This is a genomic window from Gemmata sp. (assembly GCF_051859125.1).
Taxonomy (GTDB): Bacteria; Planctomycetota; Planctomycetia; order Gemmatales; family Gemmataceae; genus Gemmata.
Genome location: NZ_JBHYGG010000305.1, coordinates 1 through 19,353, shown reverse-complemented (window position 1 = coordinate 19,353; position 19,353 = coordinate 1). Strand labels below are relative to the sequence as shown.

The 19,353-nt window shown below is 72.8% G+C and carries 13 protein-coding genes; 10 read left to right on the top strand and 3 right to left on the bottom strand.

All coding sequences use genetic code 11. From position 1 onward, the window contains the following. Positions 1–14: 14 nt before the first annotated feature. From ACTIGN_RS32895 to ACTIGN_RS32870, 6 genes are all read left to right on the top strand, one after another. A complete protein-coding gene (locus tag ACTIGN_RS32895; protein ID WP_439631973.1) occupies positions 15–1,328 on the top strand; it encodes a DUF1552 domain-containing protein in 1,314 nt (437 codons plus the stop codon). Positions 1,329–1,382: 54 nt separating this feature from the next. Beyond that, positions 1,383–2,552 (top strand): XylR family transcriptional regulator, encoded by a 1,170-nt coding sequence (locus ACTIGN_RS32890; protein ID WP_439631971.1) that lies wholly within the window; start codon positions 1,383–1,385, stop codon positions 2,550–2,552. Between the two features lie 129 nt (positions 2,553–2,681). After that, positions 2,682–4,028 carry a DUF1501 domain-containing protein gene (locus ACTIGN_RS32885; RefSeq protein ID WP_439631969.1) on the top strand — a complete coding sequence of 449 codons (1,347 nt, stop codon included), beginning with the start codon at positions 2,682–2,684 and terminating at the stop codon, positions 4,026–4,028. Between the two features lie 400 nt (positions 4,029–4,428). Continuing rightward, positions 4,429–5,610 carry an Ig-like domain-containing protein gene (locus tag ACTIGN_RS32880; RefSeq protein ID WP_439631967.1) on the top strand — a complete coding sequence of 394 codons (1,182 nt, stop codon included), beginning with the start codon at positions 4,429–4,431 and terminating at the stop codon, positions 5,608–5,610. A 594-nt stretch (positions 5,611–6,204) separates the two neighbouring features. After that, a complete protein-coding gene (locus ACTIGN_RS32875; RefSeq protein WP_439631965.1) occupies positions 6,205–8,052 on the top strand; it encodes a hypothetical protein in 1,848 nt (615 codons plus the stop codon). Between the two features lie 206 nt (positions 8,053–8,258). Then, complete coding sequence (locus ACTIGN_RS32870; protein ID WP_439631963.1) at positions 8,259–9,269, top strand: hypothetical protein; 1,011 nt, start codon at positions 8,259–8,261, stop codon at positions 9,267–9,269. A gap of 105 nt (positions 9,270–9,374) precedes the next feature. Here ACTIGN_RS32870 and ACTIGN_RS32865 read toward each other — a convergent pair whose 3' ends face one another. The 3 genes from ACTIGN_RS32865 to ACTIGN_RS32855 are packed head-to-tail and all read right to left on the bottom strand — an operon-like array spanning position 9,375 to position 13,299. After that, positions 9,375–10,964 carry a DUF1549 domain-containing protein gene (locus ACTIGN_RS32865; protein WP_439631961.1) on the bottom strand — a complete coding sequence of 530 codons (1,590 nt, stop codon included), beginning with the start codon at positions 10,962–10,964 and terminating at the stop codon, positions 9,375–9,377. Beyond that, complete coding sequence (locus tag ACTIGN_RS32860) at positions 10,964–11,992, bottom strand: WD40 repeat domain-containing protein (RefSeq protein WP_439631959.1); 1,029 nt, start codon at positions 11,990–11,992, stop codon at positions 10,964–10,966. The genes ACTIGN_RS32865 and ACTIGN_RS32860 overlap by 1 nt, the downstream gene beginning before the upstream one ends. Beyond that, the gene (locus tag ACTIGN_RS32855) at positions 11,992–13,299 is read right to left on the bottom strand and encodes a DUF1501 domain-containing protein (RefSeq protein WP_439631957.1); all 1,308 of its coding nucleotides are present in this window, start codon (positions 13,297–13,299) and stop codon (positions 11,992–11,994) included. The genes ACTIGN_RS32860 and ACTIGN_RS32855 overlap by 1 nt, the downstream gene beginning before the upstream one ends. A gap of 546 nt (positions 13,300–13,845) precedes the next feature. On the opposite strand from ACTIGN_RS32855, the gene ACTIGN_RS32850 reads away from it, so the two are divergent. The 4 genes from ACTIGN_RS32850 (at position 13,846) to ACTIGN_RS32835 (ending at position 19,243) form a co-directional block, all read left to right on the top strand. Beyond that, positions 13,846–14,337 (top strand): c-type cytochrome domain-containing protein, encoded by a 492-nt coding sequence (locus tag ACTIGN_RS32850; protein ID WP_439631955.1) that lies wholly within the window; start codon positions 13,846–13,848, stop codon positions 14,335–14,337. Next, the gene (locus ACTIGN_RS32845; protein ID WP_439631953.1) at positions 14,334–15,974 is read left to right on the top strand and encodes a DUF1588 domain-containing protein; all 1,641 of its coding nucleotides are present in this window, start codon (positions 14,334–14,336) and stop codon (positions 15,972–15,974) included. The genes ACTIGN_RS32850 and ACTIGN_RS32845 overlap by 4 nt, the downstream gene beginning before the upstream one ends. 59 nt (positions 15,975–16,033) lie before the next feature. After that, positions 16,034–17,467, top strand: a complete 1,434-nt coding sequence (locus tag ACTIGN_RS32840; protein WP_439631951.1) for a DUF1552 domain-containing protein — start codon at positions 16,034–16,036, stop codon at positions 17,465–17,467. A gap of 75 nt (positions 17,468–17,542) precedes the next feature. Further along, positions 17,543–19,243, top strand: coding sequence for an SMP-30/gluconolactonase/LRE family protein (locus ACTIGN_RS32835; RefSeq protein ID WP_439631949.1), 1,701 nt, complete (start codon positions 17,543–17,545; stop codon positions 19,241–19,243). Positions 19,244–19,353: the final 110 nt, after the last annotated feature.

The window sequence follows — 19,353 nt, the reverse complement described above, 5'->3', positions numbered from 1 at the left end:
GCGAGGTAACAACCATGGCCCGATCCCGCACCCGGCGCGACTTCGTGCGCGACCTCGGCCTCGGCGCCGCGGTCATGCCGTTCGTGCTCAACCTGCCGGGGCTGGGGTTCGCGAACCAGGCGAAGCGGAAGCAGCGGCTCGTGATCCTGTTCAGCCCGAACGGGGTCGTCCCCGAGACGTTCTGGCCCGATCAGACCGGGGAGGCGTTTGTGCTCAAGGCGAGCCTGAAGCCGCTCGAGCCGTTCCGCAAGCGGATGCTGGTCCTGCGCGGGGTTCACGACAAGGTCGGCGGCGACGGCGACAACCACATGCGCGGCATGGGGTGCCTGCTCACCGGCGTCGAGCTGAACCCGGGCAACATCCAGGTCGGGTCGACGTCCGCTGGCTGGTCGAAGGGGCACTCCATCGATCAAGAGATCCGCACACACCTCCAGAGCGACGAGGCGACCAGAACGCGGTTCGGCTCGCTCGAGTTCGGCGCGATGGTCCCCGACCGGGCCGACACCTGGACGCGCCTGGTCTACGCGGGGGCCAACAAGCCGATCGCCCCGATCGACGACCCGCACCAGATGTTCGCCAAGCTGTACGGCCGCGTGAAGGACCAGGAACTGCTCGGGAGCGTGCTGGACGTCGTCACCGACGACCTGAAGCGGGTCGGCCGCGTCGTGGGCGCGGCCGACCGCCGGCTCCTCGAAGAGCACGCGACCCACGTCCGCGAACTCGAAGAGGAAACCCGGGCCGCGCGCAAGCCGAACGTGGTACGGCACCCCGTCCCGGAACTCGACCCCGGTCTCAGGCGCGAGAACGACCTGTTGCCGAAGATCAGCAAGGCGCAGATCGACATGCTGGTGCAGTCGCTCGCCGCCGACTTCACGCGGGTCGCGACCGTGCAGTACACCTGCTCCGTCGGGAACGCCCGGATGCGGTGGCTGGGCATCGACGACCCGCACCACGAGCTGTCGCACCACGACAGCGCCGACGCCAAGGCGAAGCTCACCCAGATTAACGGGTGGTACTGCGAGCAGGTCGCGTACCTGACGAAGCGGCTGGCCGACACGCCCGAGCCGGGGGGCGGCGGGTCGCTGCTCGACAGCACCCTCGTCGTGTGGACCAACGAACTCGGCCAGGGCAGCTCGCACACCCTCGACAACATCCCGTTCGTACTGGTGGGCGGGGGCCTCGATTTCAAGATGGGGCGCGCGCTGGATCTGAAGGGCGCGGCGCACAACCGGCTCCTCCTGTCGCTGGCGCACGGGTTCGGGCTCCGGTTGAAGGCGTTCGGCAACCCGGCCCACTGCGCGGGCGGGCCCCTCCCGGACCTGTCGTGACCGGGCTTCGGTCCGCCCGGGGCGGGTTCGGCCGTCCGGCCGAGGGGTGACGCGATGCGACGGGTGGCGCTGCTGATCGAGACCTCACGCGAGTACGGCCGCGGGCTGCTCCGCGGGGTCACCCGCTACCAGCGCGAGCGGGGTCCGTGGTCGCTGTACTTCGAGCCGAAGGGGCTGCGCGAGCTGCCGGCGGCGTGGCTGGGCGACTGGGACGGCGACGGCATTCTGGTCCGGGCCGACGACCGGGCGCTGGCCGACGCCGTCGTCCGGTCGGGCATCCCCGCCGTCGAGCTCCGGTTCACCTTCACGGACCTGCCCCTGCACTCGGTCGGCATCGACAACGCGGCCGTCGTCGATCTGGCGGTGGGGCACCTGCTCGAGTGCGGGTTCCGGTCGTTCGCCTACTGCGGCCTGCCGCCCGGGGAGAACGCGTGGGCCGACTACCGCGGCGAGCAGTTTCTCGCGCGGGTGCGGCGAACGGGTGCCGCGGGCGCGGCCTACCCGTACCCGCCGGGGCACCGCGGCCGGGGCTGGGAGCGCGACCAGCAGTCCCTGGCCGCCTGGCTCGCGGGGCTGCCGCGGCCGGTCGGGGTGATGGCGTGCAACGACGACCGCGGCCTCCAGGTGCTCGACGCGTGCCGCCGAACCGGCCTCCGCGTGCCCGACGAGGTCGCCGTCGTCGGCGTCGACAACGACGAGTTCCTGTGCAACCTGTCCACGCCGCCGCTGAGCAGCGTGGACGTGGGCGTCGAGCGCGCCGGGTACGCCGCGGCCGAACTGTTGGAGCGGCTCATGGCCGGCGAAGGGGGCCCGCCCGGGCCCGTGTTCCTGCCGCCGATCGGAGTCGTGGTCCGCCGGTCCACCGAGGTCGTCGCCACCGCGGACGCGGACCTGGCGCGGGCCATCCGCTACGTCCGCGAGAACGCCTGTACGGGCCTCCGGGTGGCCGACGTGCTGAGGCAGTGCGGGCGCTCGCAGAGCACGCTCCAGCGGCAGTTCCGGGCCGTCCTCGGGCGCACCCCGAAGGCGGAGATCGTGCGCGTCCAGGTCGAGCGGGCGAAGCAACTGCTCGCCTCCACCGACCTGAGCGTCGGGGGCGTGGCCGAGCGCTGCGGCTTCAGTCACGTCAAGCGGTTGTGCGGGGTGTTCCGGGGCCAGACCGGTCAGTCGCCCGGTCAGTTCCGCAAGGCGGTCCGGTCCGCGGGCACCGGCGCGGACTCCTGACGCGGTGACGAAAAAACGGAACCCGATTGCCGTTGTTGGGATCGGGCCGTGCACGCCATGAACGTAGCTTCACGGTGTGTTCGCCCGCCCGCTCCGCTGCCCTCGTCATTCAACCGACCGAGGCCTCCCATGATCCCGCTATTACGATCTGAATTTGGGCCGACCCGTCGCGAGGCGCTCCGCGTCGGCTTCCTGGGGCTCGGCGGGCTCACGCTGGCGGACCTGTTCCGGCTGCGGGCGAACGCGGCTTCGGACGCGGCGCGAACGAACACGGCCGTGATCCTGCTCTGGATCCACGGCGGGCCGAGCCACCTGGAAACCTACGACCTGAAGCCGGACGCCCCGAGCGAGATCCGCGGGCCGTTCAAGCCGATCCGCAGCGCGGCACCCGGCCTGGACGTGTGCGAACTGCTCCCCGAGCACGCCAAGATCGCGGACAAGTTCACGCTGCTGCGGTCGGTCGCGCACGACGAGGCCGACCACCTGGTCGGCACGCGCCGGTTCCTCACCGGCTACCGCGACCTCCTGGCGGGGAGCGACAGCTACCCGTACTACCCGGCGCTGGAGAGCGGGGTGAGCCGGATGCGCGGGGTGATCCGCGACGGGATGCCCGTGTCCATCTCCGTCGGCGGGGCCGGGTCGGACACCTGGCGCGGCCCCGGCTACTGGGGGCCGAAGTACAAGGTGCCGCTGGTCGACGTGGGGCGGGGGCTCCGCGACACCGACCGGCCCCGCGACCCGGCCCGGTTCGACGACCGCCGGGCGCTCCTCGAACAGTTCGACACCGCGCGGGCGGAGCTGGACGCCTCCGGCGCGATGGCGGCGATGGACGACTTCCGCAAGCAGGCGTACGACGTGATGCTCGGCGGCAAGGCGCGGGCGGCGTTCGACCTCGGCAAGGAGAGCCCCAAGACCCGGGAGAAGTACGGCGAGGGCTGGGGGCAGGAGCTGCTGCTGGCCCGCCGGCTGGTCGAGGCCGGGGTGAGCTTCGTCAACGTGAACGTCCCGGGCCGGCCCCCGAACAGCAAGTCGAACTGCGGCAACTGGGACGACCACGCCGTCAACTGCGACCTGCCGACCGCGATGCGCGAGCGGCTGCCGTACTACGACCGGGGCGTGGCGGCGCTGATCGGGGACGTGTACGACCGCGGGCTGGACGACCGGGTGCTGATCGTCGCGTGCGGCGAGTTCGGGCGGACCCCGCGGCCGGACAAGCCCGCCAACGGGCGGATGGGCCGCGACCACTGGCCCGGCGCGATGTCCATCCTGGTGTCGGGGGGCGGGCGCAAGCGGGGAGACGTGATCGGCGCGACCGACTCCATCGGGGGCGAGTCGAAGACCCGCCGGTACGACCCGCACGACTTCCTCGCCACGATCTACCGCTACCTCGGCATCGACCCCGCGACCGAGACCCTCGACCTGACCGGCCGCCCGCTCCCGCTGACCCGCGGCACCGTCATCGAGGGCCTACTCTAGTCCGTCGGTCGTGGTTGCTGGAATTGTTTTCGCTCTGCTTCTCGAGGGGCGAGCGCGGTCGTCCCGACCGCGGCAGGTGTGCGAGCGGGCGGAAGGGGTGAGCGGGCCGGCGTGTTGATCGCCGGCCCGCTCGCCCCGTGCGAGCCCCGGCAGTATGTCATCCAATACGTCCGGGCACCCCTCAGCAACGCCGAGCGGGAGTACGGCTCGCAGTTGGCCGAGCAGATCGGCGAGGCGGCCCGGACTTCCCGAACCACACGCGGTCCGCACCTCCGTTCGCCTCGTTCACAGCACCTCCCGGTACGAGATCTCAAGTTAGTAGTTGACGCGGGCCGCGCACGCAGCGTATCGTAATGTGAATTCACTATTGCGATATTGAGTCAACTACGAGGGTGGTCCCATGTGTGCGACGGTCCTTGCCATGCTCCTCGTGGCGGCCCCGGCGCGTGCCGGGGAGCAGTCGCTCGGCGGCAACTTCGGCCCGGTCCGGGCGGACGTCTTCGTCCCGGACGTGAAGGTGGTCCGCGGGGTGATCGTCCACGCGATGAACGCCCCCTTCAGGACCGACGACCGGTGGGCCGAGTTGTGCCGCGAGCTCGGGTTCGCGCACGTCGTGATGAGCATCGACCGCAAGGCGAACAACCGGCCCGACAAGCTCGCCGCGGGGCTGGCCGCGGCGCTCAAGGAGTTCGCGGAGAAGAGCGGGCACCCGGAGCTGGTCCACGCCCCGCGGGTCGGCACCGGGCACTCCGCGGGCGGCATGGTCACCGCGGTGCTGATCCGCGACCCGGCCGGCACCCTGACCACGTGCGTCGACTGCGGCTGGGTGACCGACCCGGCGAAACTGGAGGCCGCGGCGAAGGGGGTGCCGCTGCTGTTCACGATGGGAGCGGTCCCGGACGGGTTCAAGATGCTCCCGGCGATCGACCAGTTCTACGTCCCGGCCCGGAAGGACGGCCTGCCGTGGGGGCTCGGCGTCCAGCACGGGTGCGCGCACGACTGGGGGAACGCGGCCGCGCTCCAGGTGCCGTGGATCAAGGCCGTCGTCCGCACCCGCCTCGACCCGGCGGCCGACCCGACGAACGGGCCGGTGAAGCTCAAGCCGGTCGTCGCCGAGGACGGCTGGCTCGGGGACCGCTCGACCGCCGCCGGGACGTTCGCCACCGTGGCCGCGTGGGCCGACTACCCGGGCGACCGGGCGGTCGCGGCGTGGTTCCCGGACCGTGCGACGGCCGAGGTGTGGCGGGCGTGGTCGTCGAAGGACGCCCCGGTGACGCTCGAGGCCGCGGCCGCCGACGGCACCGCCAAGCTCGCCCCGTTCGACCCGAAGAAGTCGCGGGACCTGAAGGTGCCCGCGGGGGTCGGGGTCAAGCTGTCCGCGTCGGTGAAGCCCGGCACGGCGGTCAAGCGGGTCGCGTACTACGCCGGCGACTCGCTCATCGGGGAAGCGACCGAAGCCCCGTTCGAGGTGACGTGGGCGAAGCCGCCGGCCGGGTGCCACGCGGTGTGGGCCCGGTGGGTCGGGGCCGACGACAAGCCCGGCGCGGCGAACCCGGCCCTGCTCCTGGTCCGCGGCCGCTGAAGCCGCCCCGGACCCGAACAAACTCGGGCCGCGCTCCGTCCGGGTGCGCCGGCCGCATTCCAATCCCCACCGAACCCCTTCAGGAGCCCGCACCGTGTTGCGACACGCCCCGCTCGCCGCCCTCGCCGCCCTGGCCCTGCTCCCGTTCGCCCCGGCTCGGGCACCGGACCCGGCGAAGTCGACCCGCATCCGCAAGAACGCGGGCGACGGGGCCGACGTCATCGCCGCGACGTTCCTGGGCGGGAAGGGGCACGAGTGGCTGTGCGGGGGCGGGTTCGCCCCGGACGGCTCGGTCGTCCTCGTCGGCAACGTCCTCGGGCCGGTCTTCGACCCCGGGGTTCGGGTCGGGGTGATCGGCACCGACCGGCCCGCGCCCGCGGAGCCCAAGCCGGTCCCCGTCCTCGACAAGGGCAAGCCGAAGGTCGACGCGGCCGGGAACCCGGTGTTCGAGAAGCCCGGGTGGCGGACCGACGGTACGACCCCGTTCGTCGCGATCTGCTCGGCGGACCTGAAGACGGTGCGGTCCGTCCACCGGTTCCCGTGGGCGGTGGGGCGGCGACCGCGGCGGCCGTCGGGCCGGACGGGGCGATCTACGTGGCCGGCCGCGCTGCCGAGGGCATCGCCGCGGTCGGCGGCGACGTCGCGGAACTGCCCGCGGCCGATGCGAACCCGAACCCGAAGGCCGCGAGGCCGAAGTGCGACCACGCGTTCGTGGCCCGGCTGTCGCCGGACGGGACCAAGGCGGTGTGGGTGCGGCACGTCAAGGGGCCGGCGGCCGCCCCGACGCTGGCCCTCTCGGCCGACGGCACGCGGGTCCGGTTCGGAGCCGGCCGGCTGTTCGTCCTCGACCCGGCCGGCAAGGCGCTCGACACCGTCACCGTCCCCGGCGGGCTGAAGCCGACGACCTCGGTGAGCCCGACCGACGGCACCGTCGCCGTCGGCGGCGAGCACCACTGGCAAACCGGCCGCGAGCCGTGGCGGTGCCCGACCCTGAACGTCCACGCCCCGGACGGCGCGCTGAAGTACCAGTTCTACGACTGGGGCGGGCCGTACGTCGGCCTCGACAACAGCCGCCAGGTGTCCGACTCGGCGGTGCGGTTCGTCACCCACGACGCCGACGGCGGCATCCTCTTCTACGCGTGGTCAGACGGGGGCAACAGCGTGATGACGGCCGAGCCGTTCGACGTGCGCCAATCCGTGAAGCCCAAGGGCATCGGGATGAACGCGGCCGGGGCCGGGGTGCTGAGCTGCGTGTACCTGATTCGCCTCGACCCGAAGGACTACCGCGTCACGAGCTGGACGTTCTGGTCGGCCACCGGCCCGACCGGCAAGCCGAACAGCGCGTGGGTCCAGAACATGGCCCGGGTGCCGGGCGGCGCGCTGGCCGCGACCGGGATGGCCGCGTGGGGCGTGTGGCAGACGCCGAACAAGCTGTCCGACGCGGAGCCGTGGGGCGAGCACGTCATGGTCTTCTCGGACGACTTCTCGGCCCTGCGGTTCTGCTCGGTCGTGCCCGGGGTCGGGGCCGCCGAGGTGACCGAGGGCGCGGCCGGGCGCGGCGCGGCGTGGGGGATCGCGTCGGGCGTGGTCGGGGGCAAGACGCGGGTGCTGTTCGTCGGCGGGGCGGCGGCCGGGCGCCCGGAGAGCGACGGCACGGCGTCCCCCACCCCGACGAAGAACGCCGCCCAGGCCGCGTTCGGCGGCGGCTGGTCCGACGGGTACGCGCTGCTCGTGGAGCTCCCGGCTTCGGCCCCGAAGCCCGCGCCCGAGATCCCGACCGCGGCCGGGCCGACGCGGGCCAGCTTCGAGTCCGGGGCGAGGGGCAGGGACCCGAAGAAGCCGGCGGTGGTGCACCCGGCCGGGACCACGTTCACCTTCAGCCCGACCTCCCCCAAGTACGTCACCGTGGACATCGAGGCCCGCGACCGGGAGCGGAAGTTCTGGCCGACGTTCCTGTCGGGCCGGCCGGTGTCGGGGGCGCTCACGGTGACCGCCGCCGGGCCGGAGGCGAAGTTCGCGGTGGCGTGCCCGGCGTGGTGCCAGCCCGCCGGCGACCAGGCCCGGCGCGTCCTCGGGGCGCTCGTCGCCGACCCCAAGGCCCCGCCCCCCGCCACGCTCACGGTCGAGTCGATCGGCCCGGCAAAGACGGCCGACGTGAAGGTCGCCGACCTGGCGGCCGGCGAGAAGGCGAAGTCGGTCGAGTACCACGAGGCAAAGGCGGTGTTCGAGGTGGGCGGGAAGAAGATCCCCGTGACCCCGCGGGTCACGCTCGGGTACACCGGCCCGAAGGACGGGCCCGTCAACGCGGTCCGGGTGTCCGCGTACTTCACGCTCACGGCCGGCGAACTGGGGCTCGCCAACGTACCCCCGGCCGCGGTCATCGACGTCCGGGTGAGCGCGACCGGGACCACCGCGACCGAGCCGCCGAAGCCGAAGAAGTGATTCGCACGGCGCCGTGGTCGCGTGCGTGCCGCGGGGCGGCCCCTGTATCTCCGGCCGCCGCACAGTCGAAAGTCACGTTGTCCGGGGCGTGCCGGGGGAGACCCCCGCGCCCCGGGCGCGATCGAGCACGGGGCCGGGTCGCGCCCGCGACCGCCCCCGGACCGGAGCGGTTCCCCTCTCTCTTCCCCTCACGTTCGGAGTCTCCCATGCGCTGGCTCTCCCGCGTCCAACGTCCCCGACCGTCGGCCGCCCCCCCGACCGCCGGGACCCGTACCCGGCTGTTCGTCCACGAACTCGAGGACAGGTGGGTGCCCGCGGCCGCCCCGGCCGCCGCCTCACTGGTCGCCTCGGCCGCCCCGGCGGCCGCGTACGGCCCCAAGCAGTTGCTGGGCCGGGTCAACGCCCCGCAGATCGACGAGGCGTCCGGCCTCGCGGTCAGCGGGACCACGCCGGGCGTGCTGTGGACCCACAACGACAGCGGGAACACCGCCCAGGTGTTCGCCCTGAGCACGTCCGGCAAGCTGCTCGCGACCTACACCCTGGCCGGGACCCGGAACGTCGACTGGGAGGACCTCCAGGTCGGCCCCGGCCCGGTCCCCGGCCAGAGCTACCTGTACCTCGCCGACGTCGGCAACAACAAGTTGAACCGCTCGACCGTCCAGATCTACCGGATCCCCGAGCCGAGCGTGCCGAACGCCGGGGCCCCGCCCGCGACGGCCGCCGACGCCCCGACGGTCACGCTCCGCGGGGCCGAGCGGTTCGACCTGCGGTACACCAAGCCGGGGTCCGGGGGGGTGCTCACGTTCCCGAGGTACAACGCCGAGACGCTCCTCGTTGACCCGCGCACGGGCGACGTGGTGATCGTGGGGAAGAGCCGCAACGACGTGTTCTCCGTCCCCGCCGCGCAGCTCCGCGCCGGCGCGGGGACGATCGACCTGACCTACGTGACGACCCTGACCCGCGGGTCGACGTTCACCGGCGGGAGCGTGTCGGCCGACGGGGCGACTGTTGCGGTGAAGAGCCACTCGTCGGTCTACGTGTGGAGCCGCGCCGCCGGACAGAGCCTGGCGGACGTGTTCCGCGCGGCACCGGCGGCCCCGACCTCGGTCAGCGGCCCGGCCGGGGAGGCGATCGCCTTGACCCCGGACGGGGGCGGGTTCTACACGCTCGCCGAGGGGGTCAACCAGCCGCTGTACTTCTGGCCCCGGAACGCGTGACCCGGAGCGGTCCGCCGGGCCGCGCGGGGGCGCGGCCCGACCAGAGTGCTCTCGGGGATCGGCGGTGCCTCGTCCTCGGTATGAGCAGCGAGGCCGGCGGGTCGGTCAGTGGTTGAAGCGGAACTCCGAGCCGGCCAGCAGCGCCCAGACGATGTCGCGGCACAACTCCTCGCGGGCGACGCCGGGGGTCGCGAGGTACTTCGCCACCGCATCCGCCTCCGCCGCGGCCGGCGGGCGGGAGAGCACGGCGAGGTACGCGAGGCGTGCGGCCTCGTCGTCCTTCGCCCCTGCGAGCCGGGTGACGAGCGAGCCGGCTCCCGGCTTGAGCATCTTCTGAACCACGGGGTTGTACGTCAAGAAGAGGGCGTGCGAGGCGTTCGCCTGGAACCCCTCTCCCTCCTGCTTGAACCGCGCCGCCAGGGCCGCATACTCGCGCTCCTTCTCGAACCGGACGCGGAGCCCGCCGGGCGTCACGGCCGCGCCCGGCCCGGACTTGTCCCCCTGCTGGTACCGGGCGCGGAGCACCTCCGCGTAGCCGGTCGCGTGGGCCAGCGAGAGGGCCAGTTGGGGCGGCGAGAGCGGCTTGAGCGCGGCGACCGCGTAGGTGCGGTCCGCCGGTCGCGGGCCCGGCCCGGCCCACCGGCTCGACCGCAGGTACGCCTCGCTGTGCAACACGCCGCCCAGCAACCGGCGCAAGTCGAAGTTGTTCGCGGCGAAGTCCGCCGCGAGCAGGTCCAGGAGCTCCGGGTGCGACGCCGGGTTCGCGTCGTGGATCTGGTCGACCGGCTCGACCAACCCGACCCCCATCAGGTGCTTCCACACCCGGTTCGCCATCGCGCGCTTGAGGTACGGGCTCTCGGCGTTCACCCCGGCCGCGACGAGCGCCTTCCGCCGCCCGCCCTTGGCCTCGCTCACCGTCCCGTCGAGGAACAGCAACCGGGCGGTCGCCTCGCCGGTCTTGCGGCCGGTGTACTTCACCTCACCGTCCGGCTTCTCGGTCAGCACCGTTCCACTCCCGGACTTCGCGCGGGCGGTCGCGGTGCGGGCGAAGAACGCGGCGATGCCGTAGTAGTTCTCCTGCGTCCACTTGTCCACGGTCGGGTGGTCGTGGCACTTGGCGCACTGCAACTGCACGCCGAAGTAGGTGCTCGACACCGCAACGGTCATCGCGTCGAGCTGGGCGCTGCGGTCGTTACCGGCGAGCCGGCTGGCGAGGAAGTACGACGCCCCGCGGCCGACCGGGTCGCTCTCGTCCGGGTCGAGCATCTCGCGGGCCACCTTGTCCCACGGGGCGTTCTCCTCCAGCCGCTTCTGGAGGTACGCGAGGAACTCGTCCTCGCCCGGCCGCCGCTCGTCGAGGGCGCCGTTGAGCCACTGGTGGAACACGCCCCGCCAGTACGCGGGCATCTCCGCGGACGCGAGCAACTCATCGATCAGGCGGTGGTGCCGGTCCTCGCGGGCGTCCTTCAGGTACGCCCCCGCCTCGTCGGCGGTCGGGATGCGGCCGAGCACGTCGAGGTAGATGCGCCGCACGAGTTCGTGCGGTTCCGCCCGCGGGGCCGGCCTCACGCCCTCCTTCGCGAGGGCCGTGTCGACCTTCGCGTCAATGGCTCCGCTCAGCTCCCGCACGTCGCCGGCGCGGGCCGGGGGCGACACGAGGAGCGCGCCGCAAGCGGCGAGGACGAGGGCCCGCATCACGCGATCTCCCAGAGTTCGACCTTGCCGTCACTCTTGCCGAAGGCGAGCAGTTTGCCGTCGGCCGCGAACCGCACGCCGAGCGCGTTGTCGCCGAGCTTGACCGCCCCCAGCTCCTTCCCAGGCAGCGCCGCGGGGGTGCCCGGCTTGCCGTTCTTGTCCGGCTTGGCGGGCACAAACTTCGCCGCGTCGTACGCCCACACCCGGGCGGTGTTGGAACCGGCCACCATCACGTCGCCGGCCGGGCTGAACGCGACCTGTGCGTCGGCCTTTGCGGTCGCGACGGCCGCGCCGGTCGCGAGGTCGAAGACGTCGACCTTCTTCCCGCCGGTGGCGGCCACCCACCGCGAGTCGCGGCTGACGTGCAGCCGGTACACGCCGCTCGGCCCGGGGTTCTGGCCGAACTGCTCGTTCGCGTCGCCGAAGTCGATCGTGCGGACCGGCTCGAACGTCTTCGCGTCCCACACGACGAGCCTGCCGTCCTCGCCGCCGCTGGCGAACACCTTCCCGTCCGGCGCCCACGCCACGTCCCGCACGAAGTTCGTGTGGCCGGAAAGGTCCTTGAGCGGCGACAGGTCGGCCGCGTTCCACACCTTCACCCTGAAGTCCGCGCCGGCGGTGACGAGCAACCGGCCGTCCGGCGAGAACGCGACCGCCTCGACCCAGCCGGCGTGGGCCGGAACGTCCTTCGCGGGGGCCGCGGACGGCTTGCCGCCGGCCCACCCCCACAGCTTGAGCCGGCGGTCCGAGCCGCCGGTCGCGACCCACTTGCCGTCCGGCGACACGTCGAGCCCGCGGACCCACCCGGCGTCGTGCGGGCACACGAGCGCCCCGGCCACCGCCGGCCCGGTCCTGGCCGCCCCTTCCTCGCCGTCGAGGTCCCACAGCGCGACGCGGCGGTCGGCGCACGCGGCGATCAGCCGCCGCTCGGTCGGGTGGAACCGGACCTGCGACATCGTCAGCGGGCCGCGCTTGGCCCCGTCCCCGACGGCGTACACCTTGCCCTTCACGAGCTTGGTCGGCGGCATCAGAGCACCTCCTTGACCGGGCGGCCCTTGCCGTTCTCCGTGAGCGGCATCGGCCGCCCCTCGAAGTCGAGTTCCGTGCGGTAGTCGATGCCGAGCAGCGTGTAAAAGGTTGCGAACAGGTCCGGGACCGTGACCGGCCGGTCCTTGACCGCGGTGCCGTCGTCGTTCGTACTGCCGACGACCACGCCCGGCTTCACCCCGCACCCGCCGAGCGACATCGACCAGCTCTTCGTCCAGTGGTTGCGGCCGGGCGGCCCCTGGCCGAGGATCTCCGGCGTGCGGCCGAACTCGCCCATCATCACGACGAGCGTCGTCTCCCACAGTCCGCGGTCGATCAGGTCGTCGATCAGCGCACCTACGGCGGTGTCGAACTCGCGGGTGAGGTGCCGCTGGCTGTCGAACGCGCGGCGGTGCTTGTCCCAGGCCAGCCCGCTCTGGTGCTGGACGCGGACGAACGGCACCCCCTTCTCGACCAGCCGCGCGGCGAGCAAGCAGTCCCGGCCGAGGGCGGTCGGCCCGTACTTCTCGGCCCGCTCCGGCGGCTCCCGGGTGACGTCGAACAGGTCGCGGCTGGTGAGCAGCCGGCCGACGGCGCCGAACGTGGCGTCGTGGGCGCCGACGGCGGGCACCCCGCGGCCCCGGCCGAACTCCGCGCCCAGCCCCGCGCGCAGCGCCTCGCGGCGGCGGAACGCGTCGAGTTCCTTCGCCCCCGCCGCGGGCAGGTCCTCCGGCCCCTGGCCCTTCCCGGGGCAGTACAGCCCCTGGTGCCCCGCGCCGAGGAACCCCGGCCCCGGCACGGCCATGTTCCCGCCGGACTCCGCGCCGAGCACCACGTACGCCGGCAGCCCGCCGGCGGCCGGCTGCTCGTGTGCGCACACCGACAGCCAGTGCGGGGCGGTGGCGCTCACGCTCGTCGGCTTGTGGCCGGTTTGCGCGAGGTAGTGCCCCTCCATGTGGTCGCCGAGGTCGGACGTCATCGAGCGGATGACGGCCGTCCGGTTGGCGAGCCGGGCCAGGTTCGGCATGTACTCGTCGATGCGGAGGCCGGGTACCGCGGTCTGGATGTTCATGTGCGGCCCGCCGGTCGGCCGCCCGGTCTTCGGGTCCCACGTCTCGAACTGGCTCGGCCCGCCGGACATGAACACCAGGATGACGTGCTTGCCCCGCGCCGCGGCGGCACCGGCGTTGTCCGCGGCGAACAGCCGGCCGAACCCGCCGAGCGCGCCGGTGCCGGCCCCCTGGAGGAACAGCCGGCGGGACAGGTGGTGATCGGCGCGGGCGCACGAGCCGGGCGGGGTGGTCGGCATGACAGGGTTTCAAGCGGAGGGGCGGGCAGGGGCACTCGAGTGGGCTACAAGGCAGAAGCCCGCCCGGCGGGCGGGCAGACGCCGCGGGCGACAATTCCGACTATTCCGCAAAGCATTGGACGGTTCGGTCCGCGCAGGGCACGCCCGGTTTACCGCCCGCGGCGGCCGACCTCGCTGGGATCGCCCCGGCGTCGAGCGGGACCACCGCGCGTTCGGTCCCGACATCGCGCCGCTGTCTTCCGACGGGCTGACCAGCCCCGCGACCATCTCGACGCCCGCGAGAAGGACGTCGTTCGGTTCGGGACGACCGCTCGCCGGCCTTTGTGTCTGGGAGATCGTGAAGCGTCACCATCCGAGTCGATTGCTGTCCAAACTCCGGGTGGTCGGGGGCTGGTGGCCGGCGGCGCGGCGAGAAATTACCGGCCCACCCGCGGAACCCCGCGCGAGTTGGCGAGTTAAATGTTGCACGCAAAGAGTGAATTCAGTTTAATCAAAACGGGATTCGGAACGAGCCGCCCGATGAACCTCCCGCCGAAAGGGTCACACATGGCCGCCCGCCTGCACGTCCTTGCCGTCCCGTTGGTCGTGCTGACCGCGGCGCTCGCCGCGGTGCCCGCGGCCTCGGCCGACCCGCCCGCGGCGAAGGCCGCCCCGGACGCGGACGGGTTCAAGGACACCGTGCAGCCGTTCCTCGCGGCGAACTGCGTGCGCTGCCACAACGCGAAGAAGGCCGAGGGCAAGCTCGACCTCGCGAAGCTCGGGGCCGACCTGGCCGAGGGCAAGAACGCCGACGCCTGGCAGGCGGTCGCGGACCGGGTCACCGCCGGGGAGATGCCGCCCGAGGGCGAGAAGCAGCCCGACCCGGCCGCCGTCAAGGCCGTCACCGGGTGGGTCGAGCGCGAGCTCGCCAAGGCCGGCAAGAGCGGCGCGACCGGGTCCGGCAGCCTGCGGACCGGGAACCATGTGCCGCACCACCTGCTGTTCGGCCCCGACGCCGGGAAGGCCCCGCTCGACACCCCCCGCGGCTGTGGCGGGTGAGCCCGTTCATCTACGCCGAGGTCGCGAAGGCGTTCAAGGGGCTCACCCTCGCGCAGCCGTTCCCGCTGCCGCCGGGCGACGGGTTCAAGGACAAGGCCGCGGTCGGCGGGCTCGACGAGTCGACCACGGCCCAGCTGATGCGGAACGCCGAGACGATCGCCGACGAGCAACTCGCGCTCCGGAAGGTCGCCAACAAGAAGCCGGTCAAGGAGCTCGCCCAGCTCCTGGACCCGGCCCCGACCCGAGCCCAGATCGACGCGGCGGTCTCGTTCCAGTTCCAGCTCGCGCTGAAGCGGGCGGCGACCGCCGACGAGCTGAAGCGGTTCGCCGAGCTGTACGCCTCGGCCGCGAAACTCGGCGGACCGGAGGGCGGGGCGCGGGCGGTCCTGGTCGCGGTGCTGTTGCAGCCCGAGGCGAGCTTCCGGAGCGAACTCGGGCACGGCGCGGCGGCCGGCGGAAAGCGGATGCTGGCCCCCCGGGAGGTCGCGTTCGCCGTCGCGTACGCGCTGACCGACCGGGCCCCGGATGCCGAGCTGCTCAAGGCGGCCGACGCCGGCCGGCTCGCGACCCCGGCCGACGTCGCGCGCGAGGTCGCGCGAATCTTCGCCGACCCGAAGGCCGACAAGCCGCGGGTGCTGCGGTTCTTCCGCGAGTACTTCGGGTACGGCGGCGCGGCCGAGGTGTTCAAGGACACCAAGGCGTTCCCGGCCCACAACGCCCGCGGGCTCGTCGCGGACACCGACCGCCTGGTCCGGGACATCGTCGCGGCCGACAAGGACGTGTTCGCCGAGCTGCTCACCACGACCAGGAGCTACGTCCACCACCAGACCGCGGAGGGGGACCGGGCGAAGTACCAGGCGGCGGTCAAGTCGTACGAGGAGGCGAAGCGGAAGGACCCGAAGAAGTTCGAGGGCAAGCCGCCGGGGGACGGGAACAAGTCGCACCTCGCGTACAACCTGGCCGACTTCCCCGCTTCGCAGCCGGTCGAGTTGCCGAAGGAGCAGCGGGCCGGGGTCCTGACGCAGCCGGCGTGGCTCGTCGCCAACTCGGAGAACTCCGACAACCACGCGATCCGCCGGGGCAAGTGGGTCCGCGAGCGGCTCCTCGGCGGCACCGTGCCGGACCTCCCCATCACCGTCGACGCCCAGCTCCCGGACGCACCGCACAGGACGCTCCGCGAGCGCATGGAGGTGACGAAGGAGGCGTACTGCTGGCAGTGCCACAAGAAGATGAACCCGCTCGGGCTGGCGTTCGAGCAGTTCGACCACTTCGGCCGGTTCCGCACCCAGGAGCAGGTGTCGGTCGAGGCGACCGACGCCAAGGGGAAGAAGACGACCGCACCCAAGCTCGTGCCGCTCGACAGCACGGGGCTCGTGGACGGGACCGGGGACGCGGCGGTCGACGGGCCGGCCCCGGGCGCCGTCGAGATGATCCGCCGGCTGGCGAAGACGGACCGCGCCCGCCAGGTGTTCGTCCGCCACGCGTTCCGGTTCTGGATGGGCCGCGACGAGAACCCCGGCGACGCCCGCACCCTGATGGCCGCCGACCAGGCGTACCTGAAGTCCGGCGGGAGCATGAGGGCGCTCATCACGTCCCTGCTCACGAGCGAGTCGTTCCTGTTCCGCACCGCGAAGTGACTGCCCGGCCGCCGGCCGGGGTTCCGATTCTGAACCCGAACCCAACCGAGGACGCGACCATGACCGCGAACCGCCGACAGTTCCTGACGAATGTGTCCCTGGGTGCCGGGGCGACGGTCCTGACCCCGATGCTCGCCCGGCTGCACGCTGAGGCGGGCGGCGCGCCCTCCCCCAGGCGGGTGGTGTTCGTCGTCGAGGGCAACGGGGTCCCGTGGCACCAGATCCAGCCCAAGGGGATCGAGCGGAACAAGAACCTGGTGGCGTCGGGCACCTACACCGGGCGGTCCGGGGGCGTCCGCGAGGGCGTCCGCGACGTGCCCCTGAAGGACCACGACCTGCCCCCGGCCCTCGACCCGGTGTCGTTCGTCAAGGACCGGGTGACCGTGCTCCAGGGGCTGTCCGGGAAGATGTGCGGGGGCGGGCACTCGAACGACTTCGGGGCGCTCGGGGCGTTCACCTCCAAGGGCCCCCCGGCCGGCCCGACGGTCGACTGCGCCCTCGGCAAGCACCTCGGGGGCGTGTTCCCGCACGTCGGCCTCGGGATGACCGACCGGCCCGAGCACACGGTCGTGTACAACTGCTCGGCCGCCGGGGCGGGCACGCCGAGCCCGACCCAGTGCAACCCGGCGCTGGCGTACCAGGCGCTGTTCGGCAGCGCCGCGGGCGGGGCCGCGAAGCGGGCGTTCGACACCCGGAGGCCGCTCCTCGACCACCTCGCCGCGGACGTCAAGCGCGCCGAGGCGTCGCTCGCCGGCCCCGAGCGGGAGAAGCTCCAGAGCTACCTCCGGGCGTTCGAGACGATGCGGGACCGGCACGGCAAGCTGGTCGAGATGGAGGCGGTCCTCAAGAAGAACGCGCCGCCGGTGACCGACAAGTTCACGAGCGCCGTGGAGACGGACCGGCTCGACGCCCAGTTCAGCCTCGCCGGTGCCGCCCTCGTGTCGGGCCTGACGAACGCCGTCACGATCGCGAGCGGGGTCGGGAACCCGTACTTCTCGGTCACGTTCAAGGGGCTGGGCATCACCCGGGACAAGCACACGATCGGGCACGGCGGCGGCGACGTTGGGAGGGCGGACAAGGCGGCCGGCGTGCCCCCGGGGCGGAGCGCGGACGAACTGGCGCAGATCATCCGCCAGTTCCACTTCGAGCTGATCGCCCGGCTCGTGAAGACGCTCCAGGGGGCGAAGGAGGGGAACGGGACCATGTTCGACAACACGCTCATCGTGTACCTGTCGGACGCGGCCGAGGGGCACCACTGCCGGTGCTGGGAGTGGCCCGCGGTGCTGGTGGGGAACCTGGGCGGGGCGCTCAAGACCGGCCGCTACCTCGAACTGCCGGGCCACGGGGCCAAGGGGCACAAGCACATCGGGAACCTGTACACGACGCTCCTCAACGCCGCGGGGGACCGGACCCGGGAGACGTTCGGCCAGCCGGACCCGATCCTCGGCACCGACGTGGACCAGAAGGGCGGCATCAGCGAGTTGCTGGTGTGACCCGCGCCACGCGCCGACCGGCCGCCGCGGCCGGCCGGCGCCGCACCCGAACACCCTCTCACCGGGAGCTGATCCGTGGTTCGTTTCCTCACGTCGGTCGCGGCGGCCCTCGCGCTGACGCTCCCGGCCCCCGCCGGCTACGGCCCGCCGTCGTCCATCGACGGCTGCCAGTCGGCCGACGGCCGGTTCGTCGTCACCGCGGCCGTGGTCGCCGACCCGAAGGCCGGCACCAGGGGCGGCCCGCCGAAGCCGAACCTGCTCGACGGGCCGCTGAAGTGGGAGTTCACCTGGAAGGACACCAAGACGGGGGAGTCGAAGACGTACCCGGCCCGGGGCGTGCAGGCCGGCAACATCTCCGCCCAGTTGTTCATGGCCCCCGGCGGCGAGACGTTCGCCCTCTACAACCACGTGACCGTGTGGAGCCCCGAGAGGTCCGAGCGGCTCGGGGCGAGCGCCATCAAGAGCGACGCGCCCGGCCCGATCCCGGAGGACCGGCGGCGGCACGAGGCCATGTCCCGCCGGGTCATCGTTTACAAGAAGGACGGCAGCATCCTGAAGGAGCTGGCGGTCGCCGACTTCCTCAAGGCCGACGAGTGGGCGAGCGTCGGGCTCGCGTTCAACCGCGTCCACTGGGTCGCCGACTTCGGCCCGCTGTCGCACCGGGCGACGGCGCGGCCCGCGTACGCGCTGTGCCGGGTCAGCCCGGACTACACGGTCCTCCAGGTGCGGGTGGCCGGGAAGGCCGGCCGGCTCGTGAACGTGGACCTGACGACCGGCACCGTCCTGCCCGACGACTGGAAGACCGACGACAAGAGCAAGACCCCGGTCCGCCCGTTCGTCGGCCCGGACAAGCTGGAGCCGTTCACGCCGGCCGCCCGCGAGGGGTTCGTCCCCAGCCTCGACCCCGTCCGCACCGAGGGCAAGTACGCCGCGGCCGACGCCCCGAAGGTCGAGCGCCCGGCGAGTGCCGACGCCCCCGCGACGGCGCCGGCGGCCCCCGCGTACGGCCCGCTGAAGCTCATCAAGGACGGGTTCCAGAAGCTCGACACCCCGACGTGGCTGCCGGCCGAGAAGTGCCTGATCGCCTCTGATGTCGAGACCGCGAAGCTGTTCAAGGTCGTGGGCACCGAGGTGTCGGAACTCCGCGAGGGCGGACGCGGGAAGGTCGGGCCGGACGGCACGTTCTACGGCGTCCTGGGCGGCAGGCTCGCGGCGTGGCGGCCCGGTCAAGACCCGAAGGTGATCCTGGACAAGGAGGTGTCGCTCAACGACCTGGTCGTGGGGGCGAACGGGTTCCTGTACTTCACCACGCTCAAGGACCCCGACAAGGGCCGGGTGACGGCGGTCGACGTCGCCAAGGGGGCCGCGACCGTCGTGTACGACGCCGCCGACCTGGGCGACCTCGCCAACCCGAACGGGGCCGCGCTGGCGGCCGACGGCAAGTTCCTCTACGTCGGCGTCTCAAACTACAAGGACAGGAAGAAGTCCGGCATCTACCGGTTCCCGGTAAGGGGCGACGGCTCGGTCGACGTGGCCGCGGGGAAGGACAAGAAGTGGGCCGACGTGGCGGGTCCGGACGGCATCGCGGTCGCGCCCGACGGGCACGTGTACGCGACGGCGGGGGCGGTTGTCGTGGTCCTGTCGCCCGAGGGGAAGCGGGTCGGCGACGTGAAGATTCCCAAGGGCAGCGGCACGAACCTGTGCTTCGGCGGGGCCGACGGGAGGACGCTGTTCGTGACGACGAACACCGCGCTGTACGCGGCCGACCCGAAGTGACGCCAGCCCCGGCCGCCGGCGCCAGCGTGTCACTTCCCGGCGGGCCGGGGCACGCGGCGGATGAAGTGGTCCTGCCACGCGGCGATGTGGGCCACCATCCGCTCCCGGGC

Excerpts from the sequence above, each read along its gene's own strand:
- ACTIGN_RS32895 (WP_439631973.1), top strand. The coding sequence starts at position 15 with ATGGCCCGATCCCGCACCCGGCGCGACTTCGTGCGCGACCTCGGCCTC.
- ACTIGN_RS32890 (WP_439631971.1), top strand. The coding sequence starts at position 1,383 with ATGCGACGGGTGGCGCTGCTGATCGAGACCTCACGCGAGTACGGCCGC.
- ACTIGN_RS32885 (WP_439631969.1), top strand. The coding sequence starts at position 2,682 with ATGATCCCGCTATTACGATCTGAATTTGGGCCGACCCGTCGCGAGGCG.
- ACTIGN_RS32880 (WP_439631967.1), top strand. The coding sequence starts at position 4,429 with ATGTGTGCGACGGTCCTTGCCATGCTCCTCGTGGCGGCCCCGGCGCGT.
- ACTIGN_RS32870 (WP_439631963.1), top strand. The coding sequence starts at position 8,259 with ATGCGCTGGCTCTCCCGCGTCCAACGTCCCCGACCGTCGGCCGCCCCC.
- ACTIGN_RS32865 (WP_439631961.1), bottom strand. The coding sequence starts at position 10,964 with ATGCGGGCCCTCGTCCTCGCCGCTTGCGGCGCGCTCCTCGTGTCGCCC.
- ACTIGN_RS32860 (WP_439631959.1), bottom strand. The coding sequence starts at position 11,992 with ATGCCGCCGACCAAGCTCGTGAAGGGCAAGGTGTACGCCGTCGGGGAC.
- ACTIGN_RS32855 (WP_439631957.1), bottom strand. The coding sequence starts at position 13,299 with ATGCCGACCACCCCGCCCGGCTCGTGCGCCCGCGCCGATCACCACCTG.
- ACTIGN_RS32850 (WP_439631955.1), top strand. The coding sequence starts at position 13,846 with ATGGCCGCCCGCCTGCACGTCCTTGCCGTCCCGTTGGTCGTGCTGACC.
- ACTIGN_RS32840 (WP_439631951.1), top strand. The coding sequence starts at position 16,034 with ATGACCGCGAACCGCCGACAGTTCCTGACGAATGTGTCCCTGGGTGCC.